The organism is Vibrio gallicus (assembly GCF_024346875.1).
Taxonomy (GTDB): Bacteria; Pseudomonadota; Gammaproteobacteria; order Enterobacterales; family Vibrionaceae; genus Vibrio; species Vibrio gallicus.
Genome location: NZ_AP024871.1, coordinates 1,585,429 through 1,608,374, shown reverse-complemented (window position 1 = coordinate 1,608,374; position 22,946 = coordinate 1,585,429). Strand labels below are relative to the sequence as shown.

Here is a 22,946-nt window from a genome sequence, read left to right as displayed (position 1 = left end):
GGCTAGGTTGTGGTGTACCGGTGTACCGGTGTATCGATGATGCTACCCACAGAACCACAGAACCACAGAACCACAGAACCACAGCACCATAGAACCGCTCCTCCCCGTCTTGCCGGTGGTGTTTTAAGCCGGCATCCGTGATCTCTGGGGTTCAATTATAGGCGGTGCAGTATCGATGTTGCGGTGTTGCGATGATGCCACCCACAGAACCGCAGGACCACAGAACCGCTCCTCCTATTCATCTTTAGGTGGGTACAGCGAGTATGCGGTAACCTGGCCTGCAACTATGGCGGAGAACATAAATAGTGCAGATAATCCAATGCTAGGGATAGGCAAGATGGATTGCTCAAATACGGTTTGGCTGGCACTGACCAGTACACGACTGCCGGGTACTAGGATGATAATACCTTGTAAGATATAGATGGAACCGGTTAGGCGCATCAGCTTTGCAACCCAAGTCCCATAGAAGGTAATCAACATCGTGGTTACCCAAGTCCCTACAATCCAACCACTTCCAAAATCGAGATACAATGGCCCCCACATACCTAAAATTGCGACCGGTAAACCTAGCAGCATGTCTCGGGGTTTTGCGTTGAAAATGACGCCAATTGCGATAGATATTAATGGAACAGCGGTGATATGCATCCAAAGAGGGATGTCATTAACGTAGGTGATTGAATCTGTGGCAAGCCATAGGTTTTCCCCAATATGGATGCCGATAAAGATACCAATAAACAGTTGTAGTAGGGTCAGTGCGCTGTAGCCCAATAAACTACTGCCAGAGACTAAGTCATTGAATGCAAGGCATTCAAGGGCATTGGCAATGGAGAGTCCGGGGACGAATAGAATCACGGCGGCGATACATAACGTGTATACCGGAATCGGCAATCCAGTACTGCTCAGCCACGCCACACCGATACCCACTAAAAGGGCAGACACAAACTCAACCGCGATCGAGCGTCTACCTGCGAGCATTAATTGGCATAACCATACTAAAAAGCCAAGGATAGCAGCGCACCCAACCGCTTCCATTGTACTTCCGACCAGCATCAAGTAAGCCGGAGGGATAGACATATTAGCAAGTGCCATAATCCATTTTGAATAACGAAACGGTGCATTATCCGACTTGGTATTACAACTGTGTAGGCGCTCAATGGTTTGTGATAATAGGCTAAGGTTTATCGACGCTGGTGCCATACGCCGCATAACTACCTTGTTGTTATCTTTAGGAAATTGATAGTTGACTGAGGTAGGTAGCGCTTGAACCATTACCTCAGTCTGTCTTTGTTGAGCATAGAGTTGGGTATATCTCTCAACCTTATATGGAGGGCAACCACTTCGATGTAACGTATCACCAAATTCAACGATGTCGCTCTGCTTCTGATCCATGATTCCCAACTAGCTGTACTACTTTTGGGCAGAATGTAACAGATACGACATAATTGAGTAAAGCTAACCTAGCTCAATGTCTTTGGGGCGAAGTTGAAATTCTCGTATAGATCCAATTTCTTGTCCTAGATTGAGATGTGGCGCTTGCTGGTGGGCTTCTCCTTGGGTGTGCATTATGAGGCGGTTAGCGGTGCGAGGTTTTAATTTTTCTACCACGAAACGGATCATATCGGCACGGGTAAGCTGCTGCAATTCGCTGACTACCTGTGACTTGTTATTAAAATCGAGGTCTTTATTGCCAATAGACACCCAAAGTCGCTGGCCTTTGGCGCGCATATTGGTATCAGGGGCGTCAATTTGATTAATCAGACCTTGCTTGCTGCTCTGCCACTGGGCTTCAGTCAGCTCGAGTAGCACCATATAGAAAGCATTCAAGAATTCATCTATGGCTTGGGTTAATACACTCGGTGGTGCAACTGGAGATTGTACATATAGCACGATCCCTGGATAGCGATTGAGGGGCATATTGCCGGTTCCAACCATATAGCCGAGTTGTTGCTTGGTGCGAATTTGATTAAAAAATGCCGATGACATTAAGTGATTGGCTAAGGTAAAGGTCGCGATAGAGCTAGGCTCTGAATCTATGCCTTGATAGTAGATAGCGACAGCTGAATCGCTCTGCTTACAATCTATCGCTTTTTGGAAGGTACCGCTATCACCGAGCATGATCAGCGGGCGCAGTGACTCTTTATATTGCTGGTTCTCAACCCTTAAAGCGTCTTTTAGCTCATTTGCTACGTTTTTTGCCGCCGTTCGCGTCCAATCACCGTACACAAACATCTCTACATACAGTTTACTTAAAAATTGCTTCACAAAGGCAGGTAGCTCATCGATGGTAACCTGCTGTAAGGCTTCAAGTAGCTCTGGCGCTGGAGGGTTATTTGGCTGCAATAGCCCTGACATCTGATTAAAAAGTTGCGATAGGGGGCGGTCTTTGCTGGCATTACCTAGCTTGCGTAGCATCTGCGCTTTGATTATCTCAAAACGTTCGGCATCGAAATGGCGGTCGGCAAATTTCTCTAATATCATGCGTAATAATTGCGGCTGTTTATCACTAAATCCGTTTAAGGTCAGGGTAATACCGCCTTGGTGCGCATACATGTTGTAGCTCATACCTGCAATTTCAGCTTGGTATGACAGCCTGGACATGGTTTCCATGAATAGCTCTACACATAGGCGCAGAGTGACAATGCTCTTAGCATCAGTAACTGAACAAGGGCTGTCGATAGCAATATAAAGTGAGCCTTTCGGCACGCGAAATACCGGCTCTTGTAGGTGCCACAATCTAAAACCTGGCAGTTGTTCTATGAGTTCGGGTAGCGGTTGTTCTGCAGTTAATGGCTTAGGGTCTAAGTCATAGCTAATAAAAGGATTACGCGGCGGTAATTGGAATTCATCTATGGATTGAGGGTTGTCCCAGCGCGCTATTTGGGTATCGGTAAATGCCTTAGTGGAGTAGGGGGTATAGTACCATTTTGCAGTGCGATCATAGTGTCGCCCCTTGGCCGTTATCCACACACGTAGGTTACTCACATCGAGCTTTGATGCGAACTGATTAATAAGCTCAACGTCAAAATCACTCATCTGATAATCACCATAGATGACATCGTGCGCAGGAAAATTTTGTAAATTAATAGACAGGTAACTGGCAAGATCCATCGGTTTTATCGATTCTTGAAAGCGGAACGCCGATTCCAATACTGCGCCTTTTTCTTGATAGCGCCACTGCTCGATACCTTGTTGTTGAACCAGTTTGATATAGGAAAATATCGCTTCAACTATCTCTTCGGTATGCTCTAAACCGTCAGCAGTTAGCAAGCAACCGATACTAAATTCACGGAAATTGCTACCACTTACCCCACCGCCTGCGGCAAGTGAGGTGATCCAGTTACGATTCTTTAGATACAGGGTTAAGCTACCCGGGCCTTCATAGCCAATGAGGTGTGCCAAATACGAGAGCGGCTTGGTTTTATAGAAGGCTTGAGTGTTAGGAAAAGAGAACGATAGGCTCAGTTTTCGAACCTCTTTTTCCGGCTCTAACTCTATCCATTGTTGTTGCTGTTTATCACTCAGCAGTTCAATGTCGACAGATTTATCTTGTAATGCCTTATTTGGAATATCAGCAAACAGTTGCTCAGCATACTGCTGTTGTTGGTCTAAAGCTTGAGGGCCGACCAGTACTAAGGACATTAGATCCGCGGAATAGTGGGTACTGTGAAAGGCAATGATTTCATCACGAATAGAACCCGATTCTCTATCGGCAAGGGTTTGCTCATTGCCGACGGAGAATTTGGAGAAAGGGTGCTCAGGATTAACGGTTTCTTTCTGTACTTGATAGAAACGTCGCGCGTCGTCATTGAGCTTCATCTGATATTCAGAGTTTACCGCTTGACGCTCTTTATCCAATGCTTCTTCGTTAAATAATGGTGCAATAAAAAACTGGCTAAACCTGTCCAGTGCAGGCTCAAAATATTGAGGCGCAACCTCAAAAAAGTAATTGGTATGCTCAGTGCCAGTCCACGCATTATTGCTGCCGCCATGTTGGCTAATAAATGTTTGGAAGTCGCTGGTATTCGGGTATTTCGAGGTACCCAAGAACAGCATATGTTCTAAAAAATGTGCCAGCCCTTCTCGGTCACTAGGGTCGTCGAAGTGGCCCACTCTTACCGCAAGTGAAGCCGCGCTGCGGGTGGCTTGTGGGTCTTGAACTAAGATGACCTGTAATTGGTTATCTAATGTCACAGAACGATAGAGATTGTTGTCATTGGGACTGGTGTGCACACTGATCACCTAAGTTATTGGAACACTTGTAGTTATCAAGTATGACGAAGCTTGAGTATGACGCAAATAGAAATGGAATATTTTTAGAAAATGTTTCCTTTATCAGGGTGTTTATTGGCTAAATGGTGTAGGCTTTTGATTCATAAACGTATGTTTGATTGTCCCGTAATAGTCAGTTTCGCTGTAATAGGGCAACAGTTCCTTATGTATTAAAGAGAAATGGATTCAATGAAAGTATTTATTATGCGTCATGGAGAGGCAGGTACATTTGCGGCGTCCGATGCTGAGCGTACCTTAACTGCGCGAGGAGAGACCCAGTCTATACAAGTTGCCCAAGCTGTTGCAGAGCATGGGATTAAACACTTTGATTTGGTTTTAGTTAGCCCATATATTCGCGCTCAGCAGACTTGGCAGTGTATTGCGGATAACTTTAACGCACAAAGCGTTGAAACCTCAGAAGATATTACCCCGTACGGGCAATCAGATGATGTGTATCAATATGTTTGCGCTTTAGCGGAAACTCGAAATCTAGACTCAGTATTGATTGTCTCGCACCTGCCTTTGGTAGGCTACTTAACCGCAGAGTTTGTCGATAATATGTCTGCGCCTATGTTTCCTACCTCAGGTTTTGCGGCAATAGATTTTGATTTGTCTAAGCAATCTGGGCAGATTGAGTGGCATATCGCGCCATAGGTGTAAAAAGTTTGTGTTCTGGGTTCTAGGCCGCTAGGGCCTAGAGCTGATTTACTTCGGAATAAGCACTGTATCGATAACGTGGATTACCCCGTTAGAAGCCTTGATGTCGGTGCTAGTTACTGTGGCGTTGTCTATCATTACCGTACCGCCGCTAGTTTTAATCATCACCATGTCCCCATGCACGGTTTTTGCGGAGTCAAGTTTCACCACATCTTTTGCCATTACCTTACTCGCCACCACGTGATGGGTTAGCACGGCGACCAATTTATCTTTATTTTTTGGCATCAGCAGTTTGTCAAGGGTGCCTTTGGGTAGCTTGGCAAATGCTTCGTTGGTAGGTGCAAATACCGTAAATGGACCGTCGCTTTTTAATGTGTCTACCAATCCCGCAGCTTTAATGGCTGTGACTAGGGTTGAAAAATCTGGATTACCTGCCGCGATGTCAACAATGTCTTTCTTCATACCATGATGACCCGCGTTAGCTGAAAAGCTAAATATGGCAAGGCTTAATAGCCCCAAGAATTGTAGTCGGATGTTCTTTTTTAATGTATCGATAATCATAACCTGTCCCTCGTAAATGCATTATGCCTCAATGGTTACGTGGGACAGTCTACAAAAGATCATTACTTTTCAGGAATAGAGATCAACACAAGTAAAGCGCCAGCACCGCCAAACTCTAAAGGGGCTTGGTGGTAGGCCATGACATCCGGATGTTGTGCCAGCCATAATGGGACTTTTTGTTTCAAGATATGTTTGCCAATACCGTGCATGACGCTAGCACAGTGCACATTTTCTTTGACGCAGTGGGCTATCATTGCCCCTAACTCTTGTTTGGCTTCATTTTGTGTCATGCCATGCATATCAAGATAAACGTCCGGTACGTATACGCCGCGGCGCAGGCGTTTAACCTCATATTTAGAGACATCATCACGCGCATATCGAGTTGGGCCATCTTCGCTTAGGCGTGGAACAAACTCATCGGAAAAGAAAAACTCGCTATCTTTTGCTTCACGATCAAATCTTTGTTGCTGTTTTTGTTTTGTTTCTCTTTTTGGTTTCTGGATTATGGTATCCTGATGTAACTTTTTAATGCCCTGTACTGCTTCTTGGAACAATGCAAAGTCATCATCTTCTGTGTTGCTCATGGGTCACTAACCGATCAAACTGTGATTGGGCAGTATTGTAGCGCTTTTTGGAGAAAATTTTGGATAAGATTTTTGTAGAAGAAGCAGTGTCTGAACTTCACACACTGCAGGATATGATTCGTTGGACTGTTAGCCGATATAATGCTGCAGGACTGTTTTATGGCCACGGTACCGATAACGCGTGGGATGAAGCAGTTCAACTGATCTTACCATCCCTCTACTTACCTATCGATGTTCCGTCTCATGTCTTGAATACAAGATTAACCAGTAGTGAACGCCTACGCATCGTGGAGCGTGTTATTCAGCGTATTAATCTACGTACTCCAACGGCTTATATCACTAACAAGGCTTGGTTCTGTGGTATGGAGTTCTTCGTTGATGAGCGCGTACTGGTGCCCCGTTCTCCGATTGGAGAGTTGATCGATAATCAATTCCAGCCGTGGTTGGTTGAACAGCCACGTCGTATTATGGATATGTGTACTGGCTCTGGTTGTATTGCAATCGCTTGTGCGCACGCCTTTCCTGATGCGGAAGTAGATGCGATTGATATCTCAAGTGATGCACTTGAGGTGGCTGAACAAAATATTCAAGACCATGGTCTAGAAGAACAGGTTATTCCTATTCGCTCTGATCTGTTCCGCGATTTAGTGGAAGAGAAATACGACCTCATAGTAACCAATCCGCCTTATGTCGATGAAGAAGACATGAACTCGCTTCCTGAAGAGTTTAAGCATGAGCCTGAATTGGGGCTAGCAGCGGGCAGTGATGGTCTAAAATTGATGCGTCGCATTGTTGCTAACGCACCAAGATACCTTACTGACAATGGTATCTTGATATGTGAAGTGGGTAACTCTATGGTACATGTTATGGACCAATACCCTCAGGTGCCGTTTACGTGGCTAGAGTTTGAGAACGGTGGTCATGGCGTATTTATGCTGACTCGACAACAATGTGTTGAACACGGTGAAGAATTTGCACTGTATTTAGATTAATCGAGCGACTTCGGTTTATAAACAGCCCCTTTGTGGGCTGTTTTTTTATTTGTGCCCTTTACAAGTCTCGTTGATATGTGGACTATTGAGGAATTGCAAATAAAAACAAGCTACAACGAGGAAGTCATGGCAGGAAATAGCATAGGACAACACTTTCGAGTCACTACCTTTGGTGAGAGCCACGGCATTGCTCTTGGGTGTGTAGTAGATGGCTGTCCTCCGGGGTTAGAGCTTACTGAAGCAGATCTACAGAAAGATCTCGACCGTCGTCGTCCAGGTACTTCTCGATATACTACCGCGCGTCGCGAACCGGATGAAGTTAAGATCCTTGCGGGTGTATTTGAGGGGAAAACTACCGGCACGTCTATTGGTTTGTTGATTGAAAATACCGATCAACGCTCTAAAGATTACTCTGAGATAAAAGATAAATTCCGCCCAGGGCATGCGGATTATACCTACCATCAAAAATACGGTGTGCGTGATTATCGCGGCGGTGGTCGCTCTTCTGCGCGTGAAACTGCAATGCGAGTGGCAGCTGGTGCAATTGCTAAGAAGTATCTTGCCCAAGAATTTGGTGTCGAGATCCATGCTTATTTGACCCAAATGGGTGATGTAAAAATAGAAAACGTTGATTTCAATGAAATTGAAAATAACCCATTCTTCTCACCTGATGCGGCTGCTGTCGATAAGTTTGACCAACTGATTCGTGATCTCAAGAAAGATGGCGATTCAATTGGCGCCAAGCTTCAGGTAGTGGCGAAAGGTTTGCCGGTAGGATTGGGAGAACCGATCTTTGATCGCTTAGATGCCGATATTGCTCACGCACTGATGAGCATCAATGCGGTGAAAGGGGTTGAGATTGGCGATGGCTTCGAGGTTGCCTCTCAAAAAGGCAGTGAGCACAGAGATGAGCTGACACCACAAGGGTTTGCATCAAATCATGCTGGTGGCATTCTAGGCGGCATCTCAACTGGCCAAGATATCGTGGCTAATATTGCTCTGAAACCGACATCTAGCATTACCGTACCGGGTAATACGATTAATAAACAAGGTGAAGCGACCCAGCTTATTACCAAGGGGCGTCATGATCCTTGCGTTGGTATTCGTGCAGTGCCGATTGCAGAAGCGATGCTAGCTATCGTTTTATTAGACCATTTACTGCGCCACCGTGGCCAAAATTTTGGTGTGCATACTGATACGCCTCAAATCTAATATAATGGCAGTTTAAAAAAGGCGCGATTATCGTAGGCTGATAAGTTATTAAGGATCTCAATTGACGAGATCCTTTTTTTATATCCTTTATATTCAATAACATAGATGCACGTTATCATTAAAATATAGTTCAAAGATATAAAATAACCCTTAAAATACATGGTGTTATGTTGCTAACTGTAATTTTTGATTTATCATTGGAATACAGTATGTAGCAAGTTGGAGACAGTATGCACAGGGTTGTTGTGATTGATACCGAAACAACGGGGCTTTCACCAATGAAAGGAGGGCACCGTGTGATTAACTTAGCTGGCGTTGAAATTGTCGACGGTAAGCCTACGGGTAATGTATTCAACACCTATATCAACCCTGAAGGTAAAAAAAGCACACCTAAAGCTCTCAAAGTTCATCGGTTGACTGATGAGTTTCTCTCACGGCAACCTAAGTTCTCCGATATCGCAGAAAAGTTCTTCAAGTTCATTGATGGTGCTGAACTTTCTTTTTACAACAGAGACTTCGACATGTCGTTTCTACAGGCTGAGTATGATCGGTGTGGATTCGATGTGGTTTTCAGCCGAGACTTTGAGTCTTCGTGCTTAATGCTGGATTTTGCAACGAAAGAAAATAGCGGAAAGTGGATAAAGCTCGACTCTGCCTGTATTAGATATGGTATCGACATCAGTCAACGAAAAGTCCATGGAGCGGCTATTGATGCTGAGCTGGCCGCATCGCTGTATATCGAGCTACATCATAGTAACGAACGCCCTTTAGACCGAACCCCTCACCAGAACGAGCGCAACCAGAAAGAGTCTCTACCAATCCCAAGAGCTTATAACCATCCTGAAAGTAGTGAGCTGATTCAGTTGAATCACTGTAAAAACCCCAACTGTAGCAACTATGGTGTGCCAGCTTTAAACCCGACAAGGAAGAAGACAGGTGAGCCTAAGCGGGGGTTGGGTAATGACTACAAGTTTACCAACAGTAGAAACGGAAAGTCTTTAACCTGTAAGCTGTGCGGGTCAAGCACCAAGCTGGTCAACAACAGAGCCTTTGTCTTAGAGTCAATTCGTATACGATCTCTTTATAGCACTGCTCCCCGCCCATGCCCTGACAAGGGATTAAAAAATTCAAGGAGGCGTAAACGCCCCTGTAGGAACTCCGGTGTAGATTTCCTTAAGAAACCATCCCGATATACTCTACGGGGATTGAACTACTCTACTTTTAAAGGGCAAGAACATCTGGCAGCACAGAGGATTGAGTGCAATGCCTGTAAAAATCAGTTCAATCTCCCGTTAAACGGGCAGTACGGGCAAAAGCGTATTGATGTCAACGAAGCGTTGTTTAGCGGTTTGGTTAACAAAGGGATCTTTAATCGCTTATCTGAACAACTGGGTATCTCTATGGCTCTGATTTACCAAAAAATAGAGTTCTTTTATAAACAATGTATCGAGTTTGACCAATGGCATATCCAGAACAACATAAGCATCATCAATAAAAAAGAGTTTATCGTGAGCATGGATAGACAGCACTACTTGGTAAACTGGATAGACAGGGAGGATGCCCGACCAACAAAGCTTGTAAATACGAGCACCGTAGACAACGAGAGTAGGTTTGTGTTTGCGAGCACCATTAACTTCGACCATACGTCCGATTGGGAGTCTATTCGTCGCGACAACAAAATGCGTCGGGATAATGAAAAGCCGGAATGGAAGCGGAAGTATGCCCAATATGTTTTTGCTGACAACGAAATACAGAGTGATGACGTTAAGGATAACCTTTCATTAAAGACCCCCAATAAAGGGTTACTGGTTCAACAAACTTTCTCACTAATGGCTCACCTTGAAGCCATGAAAAATTACTATGAGCACATGGGATCAATCTACCTGATGGCTGACGATGATGAAGGATTTGAGTTAGGGATCTGTTTGGTTTTGCGCGAGCTGATTCAGGAGGAAAAGCTGCTACCAATACTAATACGAGCGGATCGAAACAACGCGAGTCAGATGCAGGATAAGCGAGCTTGGGCTGAGCAGCTACTATTGGAACAAGAAGTGGCTTATAAGGGCTCAAGTAAAGACAAGCTATCACTAAAGGAGCAGCGAGAGCTATCACAGAACTATTGGGCTGCAACCATCGAACATCAGTTACATTCATCAGGTTCAAGTAAGTCAGAATGGCTGGTTCACCCATTCCCTAAATCACAACACTCCATTCAACTTAAGCCTCTAGCTGGGTTAGCAGGAGGAATGACGTTTGAGGTCGCGAACGTCATGTTTGAAGGGTCAACGCAAGGGGTGGATAACTATTTCCAGATGATTCGCAGAAGAATTAATATATTAGAGCGCCCGATTACATCGGCAACAAATGGTAACAGGTGGAACGGTTACGCATCCTATAATCCACAGTGGAGTGTCATGTTACTGGAAATTCTGAGGGTATATAACAACTATGTTATGACCGATTCTAAGAAGCTCAAGAATAAAGGGGTTTACCGGAAACCCCTCACCCCAGCTCAGAAGCTAGGATTTGCAGACAAACAATACAAAATCAGGGATATTCTAGACTTCAGTCCGGTGCATGAAACAATACGAAAATCCAGTTAGAATGGAGCACCCTGAACTTTGACGCTACTATATTAGCTTTTTTACTAATTGCCCCGTGGCGTAGCTGACTCCCCTTTGATTAGTGTTTTTATGCCAATCGTAATACCAATCAAATATGAGACTGTTCGTTGATCTGTTTAGGAAAATCAGATTTTGAATGTTTCGGGCGTACTTCATAGTTGGAGCGCCCATTCCTTCAACCTTCTTGGCTGCTGACTTAAGCCGCTTTTTACTCTCAATTGCTTCTCGATTTTCATAGTAATTAGTTATTGCATAGCAAATCAGAGGGAGGCTAGGAATCACCGCATTGAGGATGAATGACTTAACTGTGAAAGCTAAGTAAATAGCAACACCGCAGCTCAAGATGAAACTTACGACCGAAATCCAGATGATAGCCTTAACAAACTTTTCTCTCTGAATGACATCCCAACCTAGGTTTTCATTTTGGCATAGGAGAATACCTTTAACCTTGCTCACTTGTTCCACATCGGAAGTGTACCAATTATCAAACGCACCTCTAGACTTGCCCTTCGACACATATTTGTCCGAAAACTCTCTTACATCAGTACCGCTAGGTTTGTTACAGCATAGGATGTCGTTCCATTCAAGTTCATAAACATAGCAGTCAAAGTCTTCTTGTATCTTTGCAGCCTTCTCCTTCAGCTTAGATATGGTAGGTTTTAGCCATGCCAATTCACTGATAGTTAGAGCCAGAGCAAATATGGCAATAAAGTTTGTTAAGTCGTTGTTCCAACCAAGCCCTAAAACATCGTTCATCAACACTGGCTTAACCAACATGTTTAGCAGCATAATCACAGGCACTGACAGAAATAGATAACAGCCTTGCAGCACCTTAGCATCGCTGTAAATTTGCTTTTGAGCAGCCAGTTTATCAATGGATTCTGGCTCGTTTTGGCGTACATTGATTCCGTTCATACATCACCCATAAGTTGGAAAGTTAACGCCAAAAACACTTATCCATTTACTTATGGCATAAGCAGGGTTGCTGCTCTCATTGTCAACAGCCTCAACCGCCTTATCGTAGTCTTCAGAAGCACGCAAATAGATGGAATTCTTTTGCTCTGGGGTCAAATTGTTGATATTGCCTTGTATCCCTTTTGGGTCATTAACACTGTTGAAAATATTGTCTCGGATATGAGCTAAGAGACGCTTAACTTCTAAATCCACCCATTGTGTCGCCGAGTGGTTTTCATAGTAATCTAATATCATATTTTCAAGCAGGTAAGACCCCATAGAAGCCATTGTTGGACGCTTGTTCCAATACTTCATAGCTCTAATAACCTGAAGTACGTGACCATCACGCAGTTGATTGACCCTCGTTGTTCTTTCCTTATCAATCCGTGGGTCTGTCTTCTTCCAATGGCCTTGACCATCTGGTATCAAATAATATGACTTACCGTGCTCGTTTACTGAGGTTAAGAAACAAGGAACAATATCAAAGTTCCAAGGATATGACTGTAGTTGAAGAGTTGCAGCCTCTTGGTTTCTCTTGATTTCGGCTTTTTCATACTGTGGCACATCATTCAAGTGCTTAATAAAGCGATTTATCACTCTGGCAGAGTTCAACAGATTGCTGTCAGGGTGTGTAAGGTTGTTGAAAGGTGCTGCGGTTTCTGGGACATGCATATAGACAACATCACCGTAATCAGCGTAAGTCACCCCTTTAGCGTTCATGCAAAGCAAGTAGTCGATATCATCGAGTTCCCGCTTCTTGGTTGAACGAGCAAAAGAACCAAACCCCATATGCACTTCTTTGTACAGGGTTGGAAAGTCGTTGTTGTCATCAGAGAGTTCATTCAGTTGCTCTATTAACCAATTCCGACTAACACGCGCAGTTTTCACTTGTCCCGCATCAAGATTGACATGATTTGACATGAGCTCATTGAAAGCACCATTCACTGTCGTCGCCATCTAACTCTCCTCTGAAAACCAAACAATACGAGGTATACATGGGGTTGAATATATTGAATTCAAGATAAAATCAGGAAAAACAATAACTAAAGGAAGGCATGAAAACTAATTCGGTATCATGGAACCCAAAGATTTCGCTAGTTCCTTCCTAAACTTAGACCGCGCTATCGAGAACATTTCTATTAAAAAATTCAAGTTAGATAGTTAACTCGCTGATTTACATTGTTTAATTCACATCTCCGAACTATTTTTATGGCAACTTTCAACTGTAACTTACTGATAAACATATACAAAAAAAAGGATCTGAGCATGTCAGATCCTTAATAACTTATCAGCCTACGATTATCGCGCCTTTTTTATATCTATGCGATGCTGCTAGACAGCGCTCAGCTAAGTCAGCACAATATGGGCATTATTTACCGCTATCTTGTATCTATGTCCCATAAAATAGAACACCTGATCGATATCTTCGACACCACTTTTTTTGAACTCTATCAGACTCGCCTTGTAAGCGGTGATGATGAGCCTATCTATCTTCCTGCTGACCAAACCTATGCCTGCCACCGCATTATTTTTGCCCATGGCTATTATGCGTCTGCGTTACATGAGATAGCTCACTGGTGCGTCGCCGGTCCCAAGCGAAGAGAGCTAGAGGATTTTGGATATTGGTATGAACCGGATGGTCGAGATCAGCAAACTCAGTCCGAATTTGAGCGTGTTGAAATCCGTCCTCAAGCGTATGAATGGATTCTAGCGCGTAGCGCGGGTTTTCGTTTTCAGGTGAGTTGCGACAACCTCAATGGCGATTTTGAGCCAGATCGCGTTACATTTACCGCCAAGGTTCGCCAAGAGGTGATCAAGATCTTACAATCAGGATTGCCAAAACGCGTACAAATGCTGTCTAATGCGTTGAGGCATTTTTATGACGTGCCACCTCTCACAGAACAAGATTTTAAGGCCATCTAATTTATGATTTTACAGCTAGAAGAACAATTGCTTGAGTACATTGACCAACAGGTTGTGACCGCTTCGGATGATGAACTCTTTGCCGGGGGATACTTACGTGGACACATCTCTTTGGCTGCGGCTGACTGTGAAAGTGAAGCGATTTTTGATGTGGCCGAGTTTAAGCTTAAGATTGAACAAAGCCTTAAGGCTGCTCAGGCTGAATTGACTCCAGCAGATAGAGTGATAGTGAGCGATATGTGGGATAGCTTGTCCCATATGCTATCTTAATTAAGGTCAAAAAATTCGAACAAGTTGTTAAAAGCTCTTGGGTGGTATCTGCCTAAGGGCTTTTTTATTATGGATAGATATAAAATTCAGTGTAAATGAAAGGATATCATGATGAAGATTATTGCCTTTGGTGCAAGTACCAGTTCGACCTCCATTAATAAAACCCTCGCCGCTTATACGGCAAACCTGGTGCCAGATGCCGATGTTGAGGTGTTGGATCTACAAGATTTCACATCACCACTATTTAGTGAAGATATGGAAAAAGAGATAGGCACGTCGGAAGCCGCTCAGCGCTGGTTAGCCAAAATGGGACGTGCGGATGCCATTGTGGTTTCTTTTGCTGAGCACAATGGAACCTATACTGCAGCCTATAAAAACTTGTTTGATTGGGCGACTCGTATTGAGCGCAATGTTTTTCAAAATAAACCCGTTGTGTATCTTGCTACATCACCAGGGCCAGGTGGCGCGCAAAATGTATTGAATACCGCCGTGAACTCAGCGCCATACTTTGCCGCTGATCTGAAGGCATCTCTTTCGATACCGAGCTTTTATGATGTGTTTGATGTAGACAGTAATCAGTTTAAGGAAGCAGAACTTGCGCAAAAGCTGGTGCAAGTTGCCAGTTCCTTAACTCAATCATAAAGGCTACGGCTAACCCGCATAAATTGGGGCGGCATATTATATTCCGCCCCAAACCTTTAACAATTAATTACACCGTGTTAGGTGATGTGATGGGTCTTCCCTTGCGAAGTTTTCTGACCCACATCCGACTTGGGTGCAGTGCTTCTAATATCTCTATTGATACTGGAAGAGGGTGCTGGTGAATTTGTGAGGCTAACAATTCTGCCACCAGTGGTGCACTAGTTAGACCACGAGAGCCTAATCCTAACAGACAATATAAGCCCTGATATTGTGATAATGGCTGAGCTAACTCTTTTTCACCTTTACTGAGGTTGGCGAAACTTTGCTTTATTTCAGGTAGTTGACCGACATTGCCAACAAATGGGAGATGATCGCGTGATACACAACGCACCCCTTGTCGCGAGTGATTGTCGGATACATCGATAGCAAGTGGCCATTGCTGACTAGGTAAACAATCTACTAATTTCTGTCTATTTTGCTGTTGCGCATTGACGTCGAAATCGGTGTTTAGGTTGCTAGTATCATAGCTTGCGCCAATGCAGTGGGTATTTTGCTTTTGATTTTTCGGAGTCATGTAGCCATCGTAGCACAGCACACTTTTTAGTGGACCTAGGGTGTCATTGCTTGGAATATGGCTTACTTGGCCTTTGACTTTACCTAGTGGCAGAGACTCGGTTTGACTAAATTGGTCAAAGCTATGCCCATTAGCCACAATAACAAGCTGGTGTTCAAATACACCTTGAGTCGTCGAGAGTTGCCAGTTGTCATTTTCAAGTTGGGTTAAGCCTTGCACCATATGGCTATGACGTAGCACCCCTAGGCTATCTAATAGGTTTTGGGTGCATTGCTGAGGTGATAGCCAGCCGCCAGCCGGATAATATAAAGATTCGAATCCACAGCCTAATCCCACAGCGTGATCGGTTTGCTCAGCATCTAGGTGTTTGACCAAGCTATCGGGAAACTGCCCTTGCATTAGCTTATTAAGTTTTTTGGTTTCTTTTTCATGCCACATCAACTGTGTTACGCCACACCAGTCATGGTCTAGCTCAATAGATTGAGAGGCATTGTCATAAAATCGTCTCGCGAATAGGAAACCATTACCAAATAACTTGGATACATTGCCTAGTTCCGGGGTAAGTAGCGGGTATAGCGCGCCTTGTTGATTCCCTGATGCACCTTGCGCCGCGCTTTGGTCTTTGCAATAGACGGTCACCTTTGAGCCTCTTCGATGTAGCGCAAGCGCTAAGGCCGCACTGGCAACTCCGCCGCCAATAATCGCGATGTCGTGCGCCCTTTGTGGTGAAGTGGCGCGTGCGAACATAGGCGATATATTGCAAAAAGGAGCCTTATGTTCCATGCATCCGGCAAGCATTTCTCGCTTAATACCGAAGCCTTTTACTTTTTGCATCGCAAAACCAGCTTCAATTAGCCCACGTCTAACAAAACCCGCCGCGGTAAAAGTCGCTACGCTGCAATCTTGCTTAGCCAGCTTTGCCATGCCGTTAAATAGGTCTTGGTTCCACATCTCAGGGTTTTTACTGGGAGCGAAACCATCTAAGAACCACGCATCGACAATGCCGTTGCTGTAGGTGGGTACTTTTGGCAGGCAATCTTTAATATCACCAAACCACAGGTCAAGGGTGATTGCGCCATCGGCCAAAATTAAACGATGGCATTCAGGAAGCGCATCTGGGTATTGTGCGCGTAGCTCCGTAGCCAGTTCGGCTAATTCAGGCCAGGTTTGGTGCGCTTTTTCTAGATCTGAGCGAGTGACAGGAAATTTTTCAAAACTAATAAAATGTAATTGCGTTAAAGCGGCATCGGGGTTCGTTTGTCTAAATTGATTAAACTCTTGCCATAACGCAAGGAAATTAAGTCCAGTGCCAAACCCGGTCTCGGCCACGACAAAGCGAGACTCAGCATGGGTTTGCCATCGTGTGGGGATATGGTTTTGAGTGAGGAAAACGTAACGTGTCTCTGCCAAACCGTCTTGGTTGGAGAAGTAAACATCGTCAAAATGCTCCGAAATAGGGGTGCCAGTTTCGTTCCACTCCAGTTGTGCGTATTTAATTTTGCTCATTTAGATCATAGAATTGAGGACTAATAACCGAGATTGTACAAATATCTGGGAAAGCTGACCACTTTGTACTGCCTTTGTCGGTATCATCTAGCGAAAATTTGAATTATAGGATTGTCACATGAAACGAGTCGTGATCACTGGTATGGGTATTGTCTCAAGTATCGGTAACAACGTCGAAGAAGTACTTGAGTCTTTAAAAACTGGTAAATCCGGTATCGAATCTTCAGAGCAGTTCAAAGAAAATGGACTTCGCTCTCAGGTTTGGGGCAGTCTAAAGATGAACCCAGCTGAGCACATCGACCGTAAGCAAATGCGTTTCATGGGCGAGGCCGCAGCGTATGCATTTATTTCAATGGAGCAAGCGATCGCAGATTCAGGTCTAGCACCGGATCAAGTGTCTAATGACCGCACTGGTATCGTAGCTGGCTCTGGTGGCGCATCTTCTAAAAACCAAGTTTTAGCGGTAGATACACTACGAGCAAAAAGCGTGAAGCGTGTTGGTCCTTATCAAGTTACTCGTACTATGGGCTCAACCGTATCCGCTTGTCTGGCTACGCCATTTAAAATTCGCGGCGTAAACTACTCTATGAGCTCAGCATGTTCGACTTCAGCTCACTGTATCGGCCACGCGGCTGAGCTTATCCAACTGGGTAAGCAAGATGTCGTGTTCGCTGGTGGTGGTGAAGAGCTTGATTGGACATTGACTATGATGTTTGATGCGATGGGCGCTCTATCAACTAAATATAACGATGAGCCTACTCACGCTTCACGTACCTATGATGCTAACCGCGATGGTTTTGTTATCTCTGGCGGCGGCGGCATGATGGTTATCGAAGAGCTTGAACACGCCCTTGCGCGTGGCGCAAAAATCTATGGTGAGATCGTAGGTTACGGCGCTAACTCTGATGGCTATGACATGGTTGCTCCATCTGGTGAAGGCGCTGTGCGCTGCATGAAGATGGCGCTACAAGATGTAGACAAAATTGACTACATTAATACTCACGGCACATCAACACCGGTTGGCGATGTGAAAGAGTTGGGCGCTATCCAAGAAGTGTTTGCTGGCAATAGCCCTGCAATCTCAGCAACTAAAGCGATGACAGGCCACGCACTAGGTGCGGCGGGTGTGCATGAAGCTATTTACACTACCTTGATGCTAGAGCACGGCTTTGTTGCACCAAGCGTTAATATTGATGAGCTAGATGCAGCAGCAGAAGGCCTTGATATTGTGACTGAGATGCGTGAGCAAGAGCTTAATACTGTTATGTCTAACAGCTTCGGCTTTGGCGGTACTAACGCCACGCTAGTTATCAAAAAATTTGAAGGCTAAGGTCTGAGTTTACTCTCCTTAGCAATTAATTTAATCAGCCCGACTGGCCATGCTAGTCGGGCTTTTTTTATCCGAGCAATTTACAATTTGTAGCTCAACACTTACCCTAGCTAAAACTTAACGACGACCGAACCGTATGAAAATTGTTATTGATGAAAATATGCCCTATGCCAAGGAACTGTTTGAGCAACTTGGAGAGGTAATTCCATTGTCAGGGCGCACTATCTGTGCCGATGATCTTATTGATGTCGATGGTTTAATGATCCGCTCTGTAACCAAGGTGAATGCCGAGTTGTTATCAAAGGCAAATAAGCTCAAGTTTGTTGGAACGGCAACCGCAGGCTATGACCATTTGGATCAACAAGCACTTGAAGCTAAGGGGGTTCATTATACGCATGCTCCAGGTTGTAATAAGGTTGGGGTGGCAGAATATGTCGTGTCTTGCCTTATGGTGTTAGCGCAACAACAAGGCTTTTCCATTTTCGATAAAACGGTTGGTATCGTTGGGGCGGGGCAGGTGGGAAGCTACTTAGCAAAATGCTTACAAGGTATTGGTATTAAGGTACTGATTAACGATCCACCGGCACAACAAAATGGCGATAGCCGAGATTTTACAGACCTTGATAGCCTACTTGAACAAGCGGATGTTATCTCAATGCATACCCCGATCACCAAGCAAGGGGAGTTCGCAACGCATCATTTGATTGATGAGCAGAAACTCACCGCATTGCGAGGCGATCAAATATTGATCAATGCTGCACGTGGTCCTGTAGTTGATAACCAAGCGTTGAAGGCGCGCTTGCAACAGCAAGACGGTTTTACCGCTGTGCTGGATGTATTTGAATTTGAGCCACAGGTTGATATGGACCTGCTGCCGCTGCTTGCATTCGCGACACCGCACGTTGCAGGCTATGGTTTAGAAGGTAAGGCGCGTGGTACTACCATGATTTTCAATTCATTTTGTGAGCATATTGGTAGTGACCTATCGGCTAGCGCAAATGATTTGCTACCTCAAGCGCCAGTGCCAAAGATGCAGTTATCTCGAGAGTGGGATGAAGCAACACTGCACAATTTGACTCAGTTGATCTATGATGTGCGCAAAGACGATGCTCTATTTAGAAGAGAGATAGCCAAACCGGGCTCTTTCGATAAGATGCGTAAGCAGTATTGGGACCGCCGAGAATATGGCGCGGTAACTGTATCGGGAGCCAAGGGCGATAACTTAGGTCAATTAGAGCTACTAGGATTTAAAGTTGAGGAAACGCAATGAGTCAAAAATTTAACCTTGCTATTTTAGGCGCAACCGGCGCTGTAGGTGAAACTCTTCTCGAGGTATTGAAAGAGCGCGATTTCCCAGTTGATGAGCTTTATCTTCTTGCTAGTGAGCGCAGTGAAGGTAAGAGCTATCGCTTTAATGGAAAAACCATTGCAGTGCAAAATGTTGAGGACTTCGATTGGTCTCAGGTTCATATTGCACTGTTTTCAGCCGGTGGCGATTTGTCTGCTAAATGGGCTCCCGTTGCTGCAGATGAAGGTGTGATTGTTATCGACAACACCTCTCATTACCGCTATGAGTATGATGTGCCTTTAGTTGTGCCAGAGGTTAACCCTGATGCAATTGCAGAATTTAGAAACCGCAATATTATTGCCAATCCAAACTGCTCGACTATTCAGATGTTAGTCGCACTAAAGCCTATCCATGATGCAGTCGGTATTGAGCGAATCAATGTATCGACTTATCAATCTGTATCGGGAGCGGGTAAGTCAGGGGTAGATGAACTTGCAGGTCAAACCGCAAGCTTGCTAAATGGTCGTCCTGCTGAGACCAGCGCATTTAGCCAACAGATTGCGTTTAACTGTATTCCTCAGATTGATGCCTTTATGGATAACGGTTACACCAAAGAAGAGATGAAGATGGTGTGGGAAACCCAAAAAATCTTTAATGATGCTTCGATTATGGTGAACCCTACCTGTGTGCGTGTGCCTATTTTTTATGGTCATGCGGAAGCGATTCACATTGAAACGAGTACGCCGATTGATGCGGAGTACGCATTGCAGCTACTAGATGAAACGGATGGTATTGAAGTGTTCCGTGGCGAAGAGTTCCCAACTCAAGTGCGCGATGCTGGTGGCAAAGACCATGTTATGGTTGGACGTGTTCGTAACGATATTAGCCACCATAGTGGTTTAAATATGTGGGTAGTAGCGGATAACGTGCGTAAAGGCGCTGCCACTAACGCAATTCAAATTGCTGAACTGTTGATTCGTGATTATCTATAACCGTGAAAGTTATGCACCCGAGTAACTTGAGTATATAATCGAAAACCCGCCTTAGATGGCGGGTTTTTTTATTGGTGACACAATTTTTGCTGAAAAACACGAATCAGAGTTGAGTTTTAGTAAGAAATCTAGGAAATTAGAGTATTAAATGGATTTTCGACATGGTTTGTAGGACGAAGCTTATTATGAGATTGCGAACTTACGTTATTGCCTTACTGGCGTTGTTAACGTTATCTAGTTCAGTGTTAGCTGAACAAATTCGCCTGATAGGACCAGATGGTGAAATGCAGGCGGTACCGACCTACATAGTTCCAGATAGTTTGGATGGCAAAACGATAAATCGAGTTGAAAATAAGCTCGATATCCTCCGCAGCTATGGGCCTACCGCAATCGATGAAACGCTATGGTCCATTGCAAAATCGGTGCGTAGCAGTAGTAAGCAATCAGTATATAAAATGATACTGGCCATTTATCGTGCCAATCCTACTGCATTTGAAGACCAAAATATCCATCTGTTAAAACCAGGCAGCACAATCTTAATTCCTACTGATGCAGAAGTGAATAAACAGAGCGTGCAAGAAGCGGTTCGCCTGTTAAAAATCCACGCCCAAAAACCCAGTTATCTCGCCAAATTAGCCGGTGAAAATGCCCCTAAATCTGTTGTTATTGACGACTCGGAGGTGAAGGCAATTCAAAGTGAACAGCTCAGCTTTTTAAAGCAACAGTTACAGTCTTCTCAGCAACACTCTCAGCAATTACAACAAAATAATCAAGCGTTATTAGAGCAGCTAACATCCATAAAAACCGATGTGGTGGACCTTAAGGGTAAGCTACAACTGGAGTCAGAAAGGCGCACTAATTTTGAGCAAAAGCTCTCGCAAACCAATACAGCAACAGAGCAGAAAAAAAGCCTGTTAGATGACGTATGGGTTATTGTGGCACTTTCTGTGGCCACAACCGCACTGATTGTGTTGCTTATTATCCGTATTGTCTTAAGTAGTGTTAAAGCACTTCCTAATTTAAGTGTTGAGGCGGCAGGACCTAAAGAGCTCAACCGAGCACCGCAAAATCCAGACAGTAACTCGGAACATATTGAAAGTGCCGAGGCCACCCCGAAAGCTGACGATGAGCCCGTACAGCATGTTGTGAGCCCGTTAGATCAAGAGTTTGAACAAAAGCTCGATGAAATACATGCTAAAGACAAGCAAAGCCATGATACCCAGACTACTCCTTCAGATAATGACGAGGTTTGGCGTGACGAAGACTTGCCTGAATATGGTGAAAAAGAGGCGATGGCTGAGGCGATAGCAGAAGATAGTGCTACGCAACCCTCAATGGCGGTAGAGTCAGAGCCCAAGATCCTACCCGAAGATAAGCCGGTCGATGAATCGCAATCCAATTACAAATCCATAGCTACTATTTTAGCTGAAGTGGATTCAGAACCCGCATCCAACCCTGATGAAGAAGAGCTGGACCTGCGCGTTGGCCTAGATGAGTTCCCTGATGTAATAGGCAAGGTAGAACGCACCGACGTGGATAAGACAGGAGAGCTGGCTGGCCTTATTGATCTTGCTTCGGTATATGTGCAAATGAATGATCTGGTGCATGCCAAGAAACTATTGAAAACCGTGATTGCAAAAGGCGATGCTGATCTTAAATCTCAGGCTCAAGCGATTATGGACAGCCTAACTAAGTGATTTGAGGCCAATGAATCCTTAGTTTATACTGCACCACCGATTTTCGAACGAGTATCAGATAAATGAGAATTGCTCTAGGTATTGAATACGATGGTGCAAAATATTACGGTTGGCAAAGACAGAACGATTTTGATTCTGTGCAGGGTCGATTAGAAAAAGCATTGTCGATAGTGGCAAACCAACCTGTAGAAGTTCAATGTGCAGGTCGCACGGATTCGGGTGTGCATGGTACTGGACAAGTGGTTCATTTTGATACTGAATCGAATCGAAAATTAATTGCATGGCAAATGGGAGCGAACGCTAACCTCCCTAAAGATATCGCAGTACGTTGGGCAAAAGAGGTTAATGAAGAGTTTCATGCCCGATTTAGTGCCACGGCACGTCGCTATCGATATGTCATTTATAACCATTCTTTACGTCCAGCTATTTTAGGTAAGGGCGTGAGCCACTATCATGGCGAGCTGGATGTAGAAAAAATGCATCAGGCAGCCCAGTTTTTACTCGGAGAGAATGACTTTAGCTCTTTTAGGGCTGCGCATTGCCAGTCTTTAAGTCCGTGTCGTAACATGATGCATATAGATGTTACGCGCCATAACGATTACATAGTGGTCGATATTAAAGCCAATGCTTTTGTCCATCATATGGTACGTAATATTGTCGGTAGCTTGTTGGTCGTAGGACGTAATGAGCAACCCATAACTTGGATTAAATGGCTATTAGAGCAAAAAGATAGAAAGTTAGCCGGTGCAACAGCTAAGGCTGAAGGTTTGTACCTAGTCAGGGTCGATTACCCACAGCAGTTTGAGCTGCCACAGACCCCGATGGGCCCCTTGTTTCTACCTGAAGTTCTATAAAACACAATTTTTTGCAT

19 protein-coding genes are annotated in these 22,946 nt (G+C 44.5%); 12 read left to right on the top strand and 7 right to left on the bottom strand.

The genetic code is table 11. The features are described 5' to 3' along the window. Positions 1 to 234: 234 nt before the first annotated feature. Both OCU28_RS07395 and OCU28_RS07390 read right to left on the bottom strand, forming a co-directional pair. Positions 235 to 1,389, bottom strand: coding sequence for a threonine/serine exporter family protein (locus tag OCU28_RS07395; protein ID WP_390623763.1), 1,155 nt, complete (start codon positions 1,387 to 1,389; stop codon positions 235 to 237). A 63-nt stretch (positions 1,390 to 1,452) separates the two neighbouring features. Then, positions 1,453 to 4,230, bottom strand: a complete 2,778-nt coding sequence (locus OCU28_RS07390) for an insulinase family protein (RefSeq protein WP_261815571.1) — start codon at positions 4,228 to 4,230, stop codon at positions 1,453 to 1,455. A gap of 228 nt (positions 4,231 to 4,458) precedes the next feature. Between OCU28_RS07390 and sixA the strand changes: the two genes are divergently transcribed. Continuing rightward, positions 4,459 to 4,923: a phosphohistidine phosphatase SixA gene (sixA, locus tag OCU28_RS07385; protein WP_261815570.1), complete on the top strand. Its 465-nt coding sequence runs from the start codon at positions 4,459 to 4,461 to the stop codon at positions 4,921 to 4,923. A 51-nt stretch (positions 4,924 to 4,974) separates the two neighbouring features. Here the strand turns inward: sixA and OCU28_RS07380 are convergent, their stop codons facing one another. Beyond that, positions 4,975 to 5,487 carry a fasciclin domain-containing protein gene (locus OCU28_RS07380; RefSeq protein WP_261815569.1) on the bottom strand — a complete coding sequence of 171 codons (513 nt, stop codon included), beginning with the start codon at positions 5,485 to 5,487 and terminating at the stop codon, positions 4,975 to 4,977. Positions 5,488 to 5,549: 62 nt separating this feature from the next. Then, the gene (gene smrB / locus OCU28_RS07375) at positions 5,550 to 6,071 is read right to left on the bottom strand and encodes an endonuclease SmrB (protein ID WP_261815568.1); all 522 of its coding nucleotides are present in this window, start codon (positions 6,069 to 6,071) and stop codon (positions 5,550 to 5,552) included. 59 nt (positions 6,072 to 6,130) lie between these two features. On the opposite strand from smrB, the gene prmB reads away from it, so the two are divergent. The 3 genes from prmB (at position 6,131) to OCU28_RS07360 (ending at position 10,878) form a co-directional block, all read left to right on the top strand. Further along, positions 6,131 to 7,063: a 50S ribosomal protein L3 N(5)-glutamine methyltransferase gene (gene prmB / locus OCU28_RS07370; protein WP_261815567.1), complete on the top strand. Its 933-nt coding sequence runs from the start codon at positions 6,131 to 6,133 to the stop codon at positions 7,061 to 7,063. Positions 7,064 to 7,189: 126 nt separating this feature from the next. Then, entirely contained in the window at positions 7,190 to 8,275 is a 1,086-nt protein-coding gene (aroC, locus tag OCU28_RS07365; protein ID WP_261815566.1) for a chorismate synthase, read from the top strand. Positions 8,276 to 8,505: 230 nt separating this feature from the next. Beyond that, complete coding sequence (locus OCU28_RS07360) at positions 8,506 to 10,878, top strand: exonuclease domain-containing protein (RefSeq protein ID WP_261815565.1); 2,373 nt, start codon at positions 8,506 to 8,508, stop codon at positions 10,876 to 10,878. A gap of 27 nt (positions 10,879 to 10,905) precedes the next feature. Here the strand turns inward: OCU28_RS07360 and OCU28_RS07355 are convergent, their stop codons facing one another. Then, positions 10,906 to 11,814, bottom strand: a complete 909-nt coding sequence (locus OCU28_RS07355; RefSeq protein ID WP_261815564.1) for an S-4TM family putative pore-forming effector — start codon at positions 11,812 to 11,814, stop codon at positions 10,906 to 10,908. A 3-nt stretch (positions 11,815 to 11,817) separates the two neighbouring features. Further along, a complete protein-coding gene (locus OCU28_RS07350) occupies positions 11,818 to 12,810 on the bottom strand; it encodes a nucleotidyltransferase family protein (protein ID WP_261815563.1) in 993 nt (330 codons plus the stop codon). A 435-nt stretch (positions 12,811 to 13,245) separates the two neighbouring features. Between OCU28_RS07350 and OCU28_RS07345 the strand changes: the two genes are divergently transcribed. The 3 genes from OCU28_RS07345 (at position 13,246) to OCU28_RS07335 (ending at position 14,688) form a co-directional block, all read left to right on the top strand. Then, positions 13,246 to 13,776: an elongation factor P hydroxylase gene (locus tag OCU28_RS07345; RefSeq protein ID WP_261817461.1), complete on the top strand. Its 531-nt coding sequence runs from the start codon at positions 13,246 to 13,248 to the stop codon at positions 13,774 to 13,776. A gap of 3 nt (positions 13,777 to 13,779) precedes the next feature. Further along, positions 13,780 to 14,046 (top strand): YfcL family protein, encoded by a 267-nt coding sequence (locus tag OCU28_RS07340; RefSeq protein WP_261815562.1) that lies wholly within the window; start codon positions 13,780 to 13,782, stop codon positions 14,044 to 14,046. A 111-nt stretch (positions 14,047 to 14,157) separates the two neighbouring features. Continuing rightward, positions 14,158 to 14,688 carry an NADPH-dependent FMN reductase gene (locus tag OCU28_RS07335; RefSeq protein ID WP_261817460.1) on the top strand — a complete coding sequence of 177 codons (531 nt, stop codon included), beginning with the start codon at positions 14,158 to 14,160 and terminating at the stop codon, positions 14,686 to 14,688. Between the two features lie 67 nt (positions 14,689 to 14,755). Here the strand turns inward: OCU28_RS07335 and mnmC are convergent, their stop codons facing one another. After that, a complete protein-coding gene (gene mnmC / locus OCU28_RS07330; protein WP_261815561.1) occupies positions 14,756 to 16,768 on the bottom strand; it encodes a bifunctional tRNA (5-methylaminomethyl-2-thiouridine)(34)-methyltransferase MnmD/FAD-dependent 5-carboxymethylaminomethyl-2-thiouridine(34) oxidoreductase MnmC in 2,013 nt (670 codons plus the stop codon). Positions 16,769 to 16,886: 118 nt separating this feature from the next. Between mnmC and fabB the strand changes: the two genes are divergently transcribed. The 5 genes from fabB (at position 16,887) to truA (ending at position 22,929) form a co-directional block, all read left to right on the top strand. Then, entirely contained in the window at positions 16,887 to 18,098 is a 1,212-nt protein-coding gene (gene fabB / locus OCU28_RS07325) for a beta-ketoacyl-ACP synthase I (RefSeq protein ID WP_261815560.1), read from the top strand. A gap of 136 nt (positions 18,099 to 18,234) precedes the next feature. Next, positions 18,235 to 19,368: a 4-phosphoerythronate dehydrogenase gene (locus tag OCU28_RS07320; protein WP_261815559.1), complete on the top strand. Its 1,134-nt coding sequence runs from the start codon at positions 18,235 to 18,237 to the stop codon at positions 19,366 to 19,368. After that, the gene (locus OCU28_RS07315) at positions 19,365 to 20,378 is read left to right on the top strand and encodes an aspartate-semialdehyde dehydrogenase (RefSeq protein ID WP_261815558.1); all 1,014 of its coding nucleotides are present in this window, start codon (positions 19,365 to 19,367) and stop codon (positions 20,376 to 20,378) included. Before OCU28_RS07320 ends, OCU28_RS07315 begins: the two co-directional genes overlap by 4 nt. Positions 20,379 to 20,563: 185 nt before the next feature. Then, positions 20,564 to 22,075 carry a FimV/HubP family polar landmark protein gene (locus OCU28_RS07310; protein WP_261815557.1) on the top strand — a complete coding sequence of 504 codons (1,512 nt, stop codon included), beginning with the start codon at positions 20,564 to 20,566 and terminating at the stop codon, positions 22,073 to 22,075. Positions 22,076 to 22,137: 62 nt separating this feature from the next. Beyond that, on the top strand, positions 22,138 to 22,929 hold the full coding sequence (gene truA / locus OCU28_RS07305; protein ID WP_261815556.1) for a tRNA pseudouridine(38-40) synthase TruA: 792 nt from the start codon (positions 22,138 to 22,140) through the stop codon (positions 22,927 to 22,929). The last annotated feature ends 17 nt before the right edge of the window (positions 22,930 to 22,946 follow it).

Bases quoted from the DNA above. Each gene is read 5' to 3' on its own strand.
- OCU28_RS07395 (WP_390623763.1), bottom strand. From the start codon at position 1,389: ATGGATCAGAAGCAGAGCGACATCGTTGAATTTGGTGATACGTTACAT.
- sixA (WP_261815570.1), top strand. From the start codon at position 4,459: ATGAAAGTATTTATTATGCGTCATGGAGAGGCAGGTACATTTGCGGCG.
- OCU28_RS07380 (WP_261815569.1), bottom strand. From the start codon at position 5,487: ATGATTATCGATACATTAAAAAAGAACATCCGACTACAATTCTTGGGG.
- smrB (WP_261815568.1), bottom strand. From the start codon at position 6,071: ATGAGCAACACAGAAGATGATGACTTTGCATTGTTCCAAGAAGCAGTA.
- aroC (WP_261815566.1), top strand. From the start codon at position 7,190: ATGGCAGGAAATAGCATAGGACAACACTTTCGAGTCACTACCTTTGGT.
- OCU28_RS07360 (WP_261815565.1), top strand. From the start codon at position 8,506: ATGCACAGGGTTGTTGTGATTGATACCGAAACAACGGGGCTTTCACCA.
- OCU28_RS07355 (WP_261815564.1), bottom strand. From the start codon at position 11,814: ATGAACGGAATCAATGTACGCCAAAACGAGCCAGAATCCATTGATAAA.
- OCU28_RS07350 (WP_261815563.1), bottom strand. From the start codon at position 12,810: ATGGCGACGACAGTGAATGGTGCTTTCAATGAGCTCATGTCAAATCAT.
- OCU28_RS07345 (WP_261817461.1), top strand. From the start codon at position 13,246: ATGTCCCATAAAATAGAACACCTGATCGATATCTTCGACACCACTTTT.
- OCU28_RS07340 (WP_261815562.1), top strand. From the start codon at position 13,780: ATGATTTTACAGCTAGAAGAACAATTGCTTGAGTACATTGACCAACAG.
- OCU28_RS07335 (WP_261817460.1), top strand. From the start codon at position 14,158: ATGAAGATTATTGCCTTTGGTGCAAGTACCAGTTCGACCTCCATTAAT.
- mnmC (WP_261815561.1), bottom strand. From the start codon at position 16,768: ATGAGCAAAATTAAATACGCACAACTGGAGTGGAACGAAACTGGCACC.
- fabB (WP_261815560.1), top strand. From the start codon at position 16,887: ATGAAACGAGTCGTGATCACTGGTATGGGTATTGTCTCAAGTATCGGT.
- OCU28_RS07320 (WP_261815559.1), top strand. From the start codon at position 18,235: ATGAAAATTGTTATTGATGAAAATATGCCCTATGCCAAGGAACTGTTT.
- OCU28_RS07315 (WP_261815558.1), top strand. From the start codon at position 19,365: ATGAGTCAAAAATTTAACCTTGCTATTTTAGGCGCAACCGGCGCTGTA.
- OCU28_RS07310 (WP_261815557.1), top strand. From the start codon at position 20,564: ATGAGATTGCGAACTTACGTTATTGCCTTACTGGCGTTGTTAACGTTA.
- truA (WP_261815556.1), top strand. From the start codon at position 22,138: ATGAGAATTGCTCTAGGTATTGAATACGATGGTGCAAAATATTACGGT.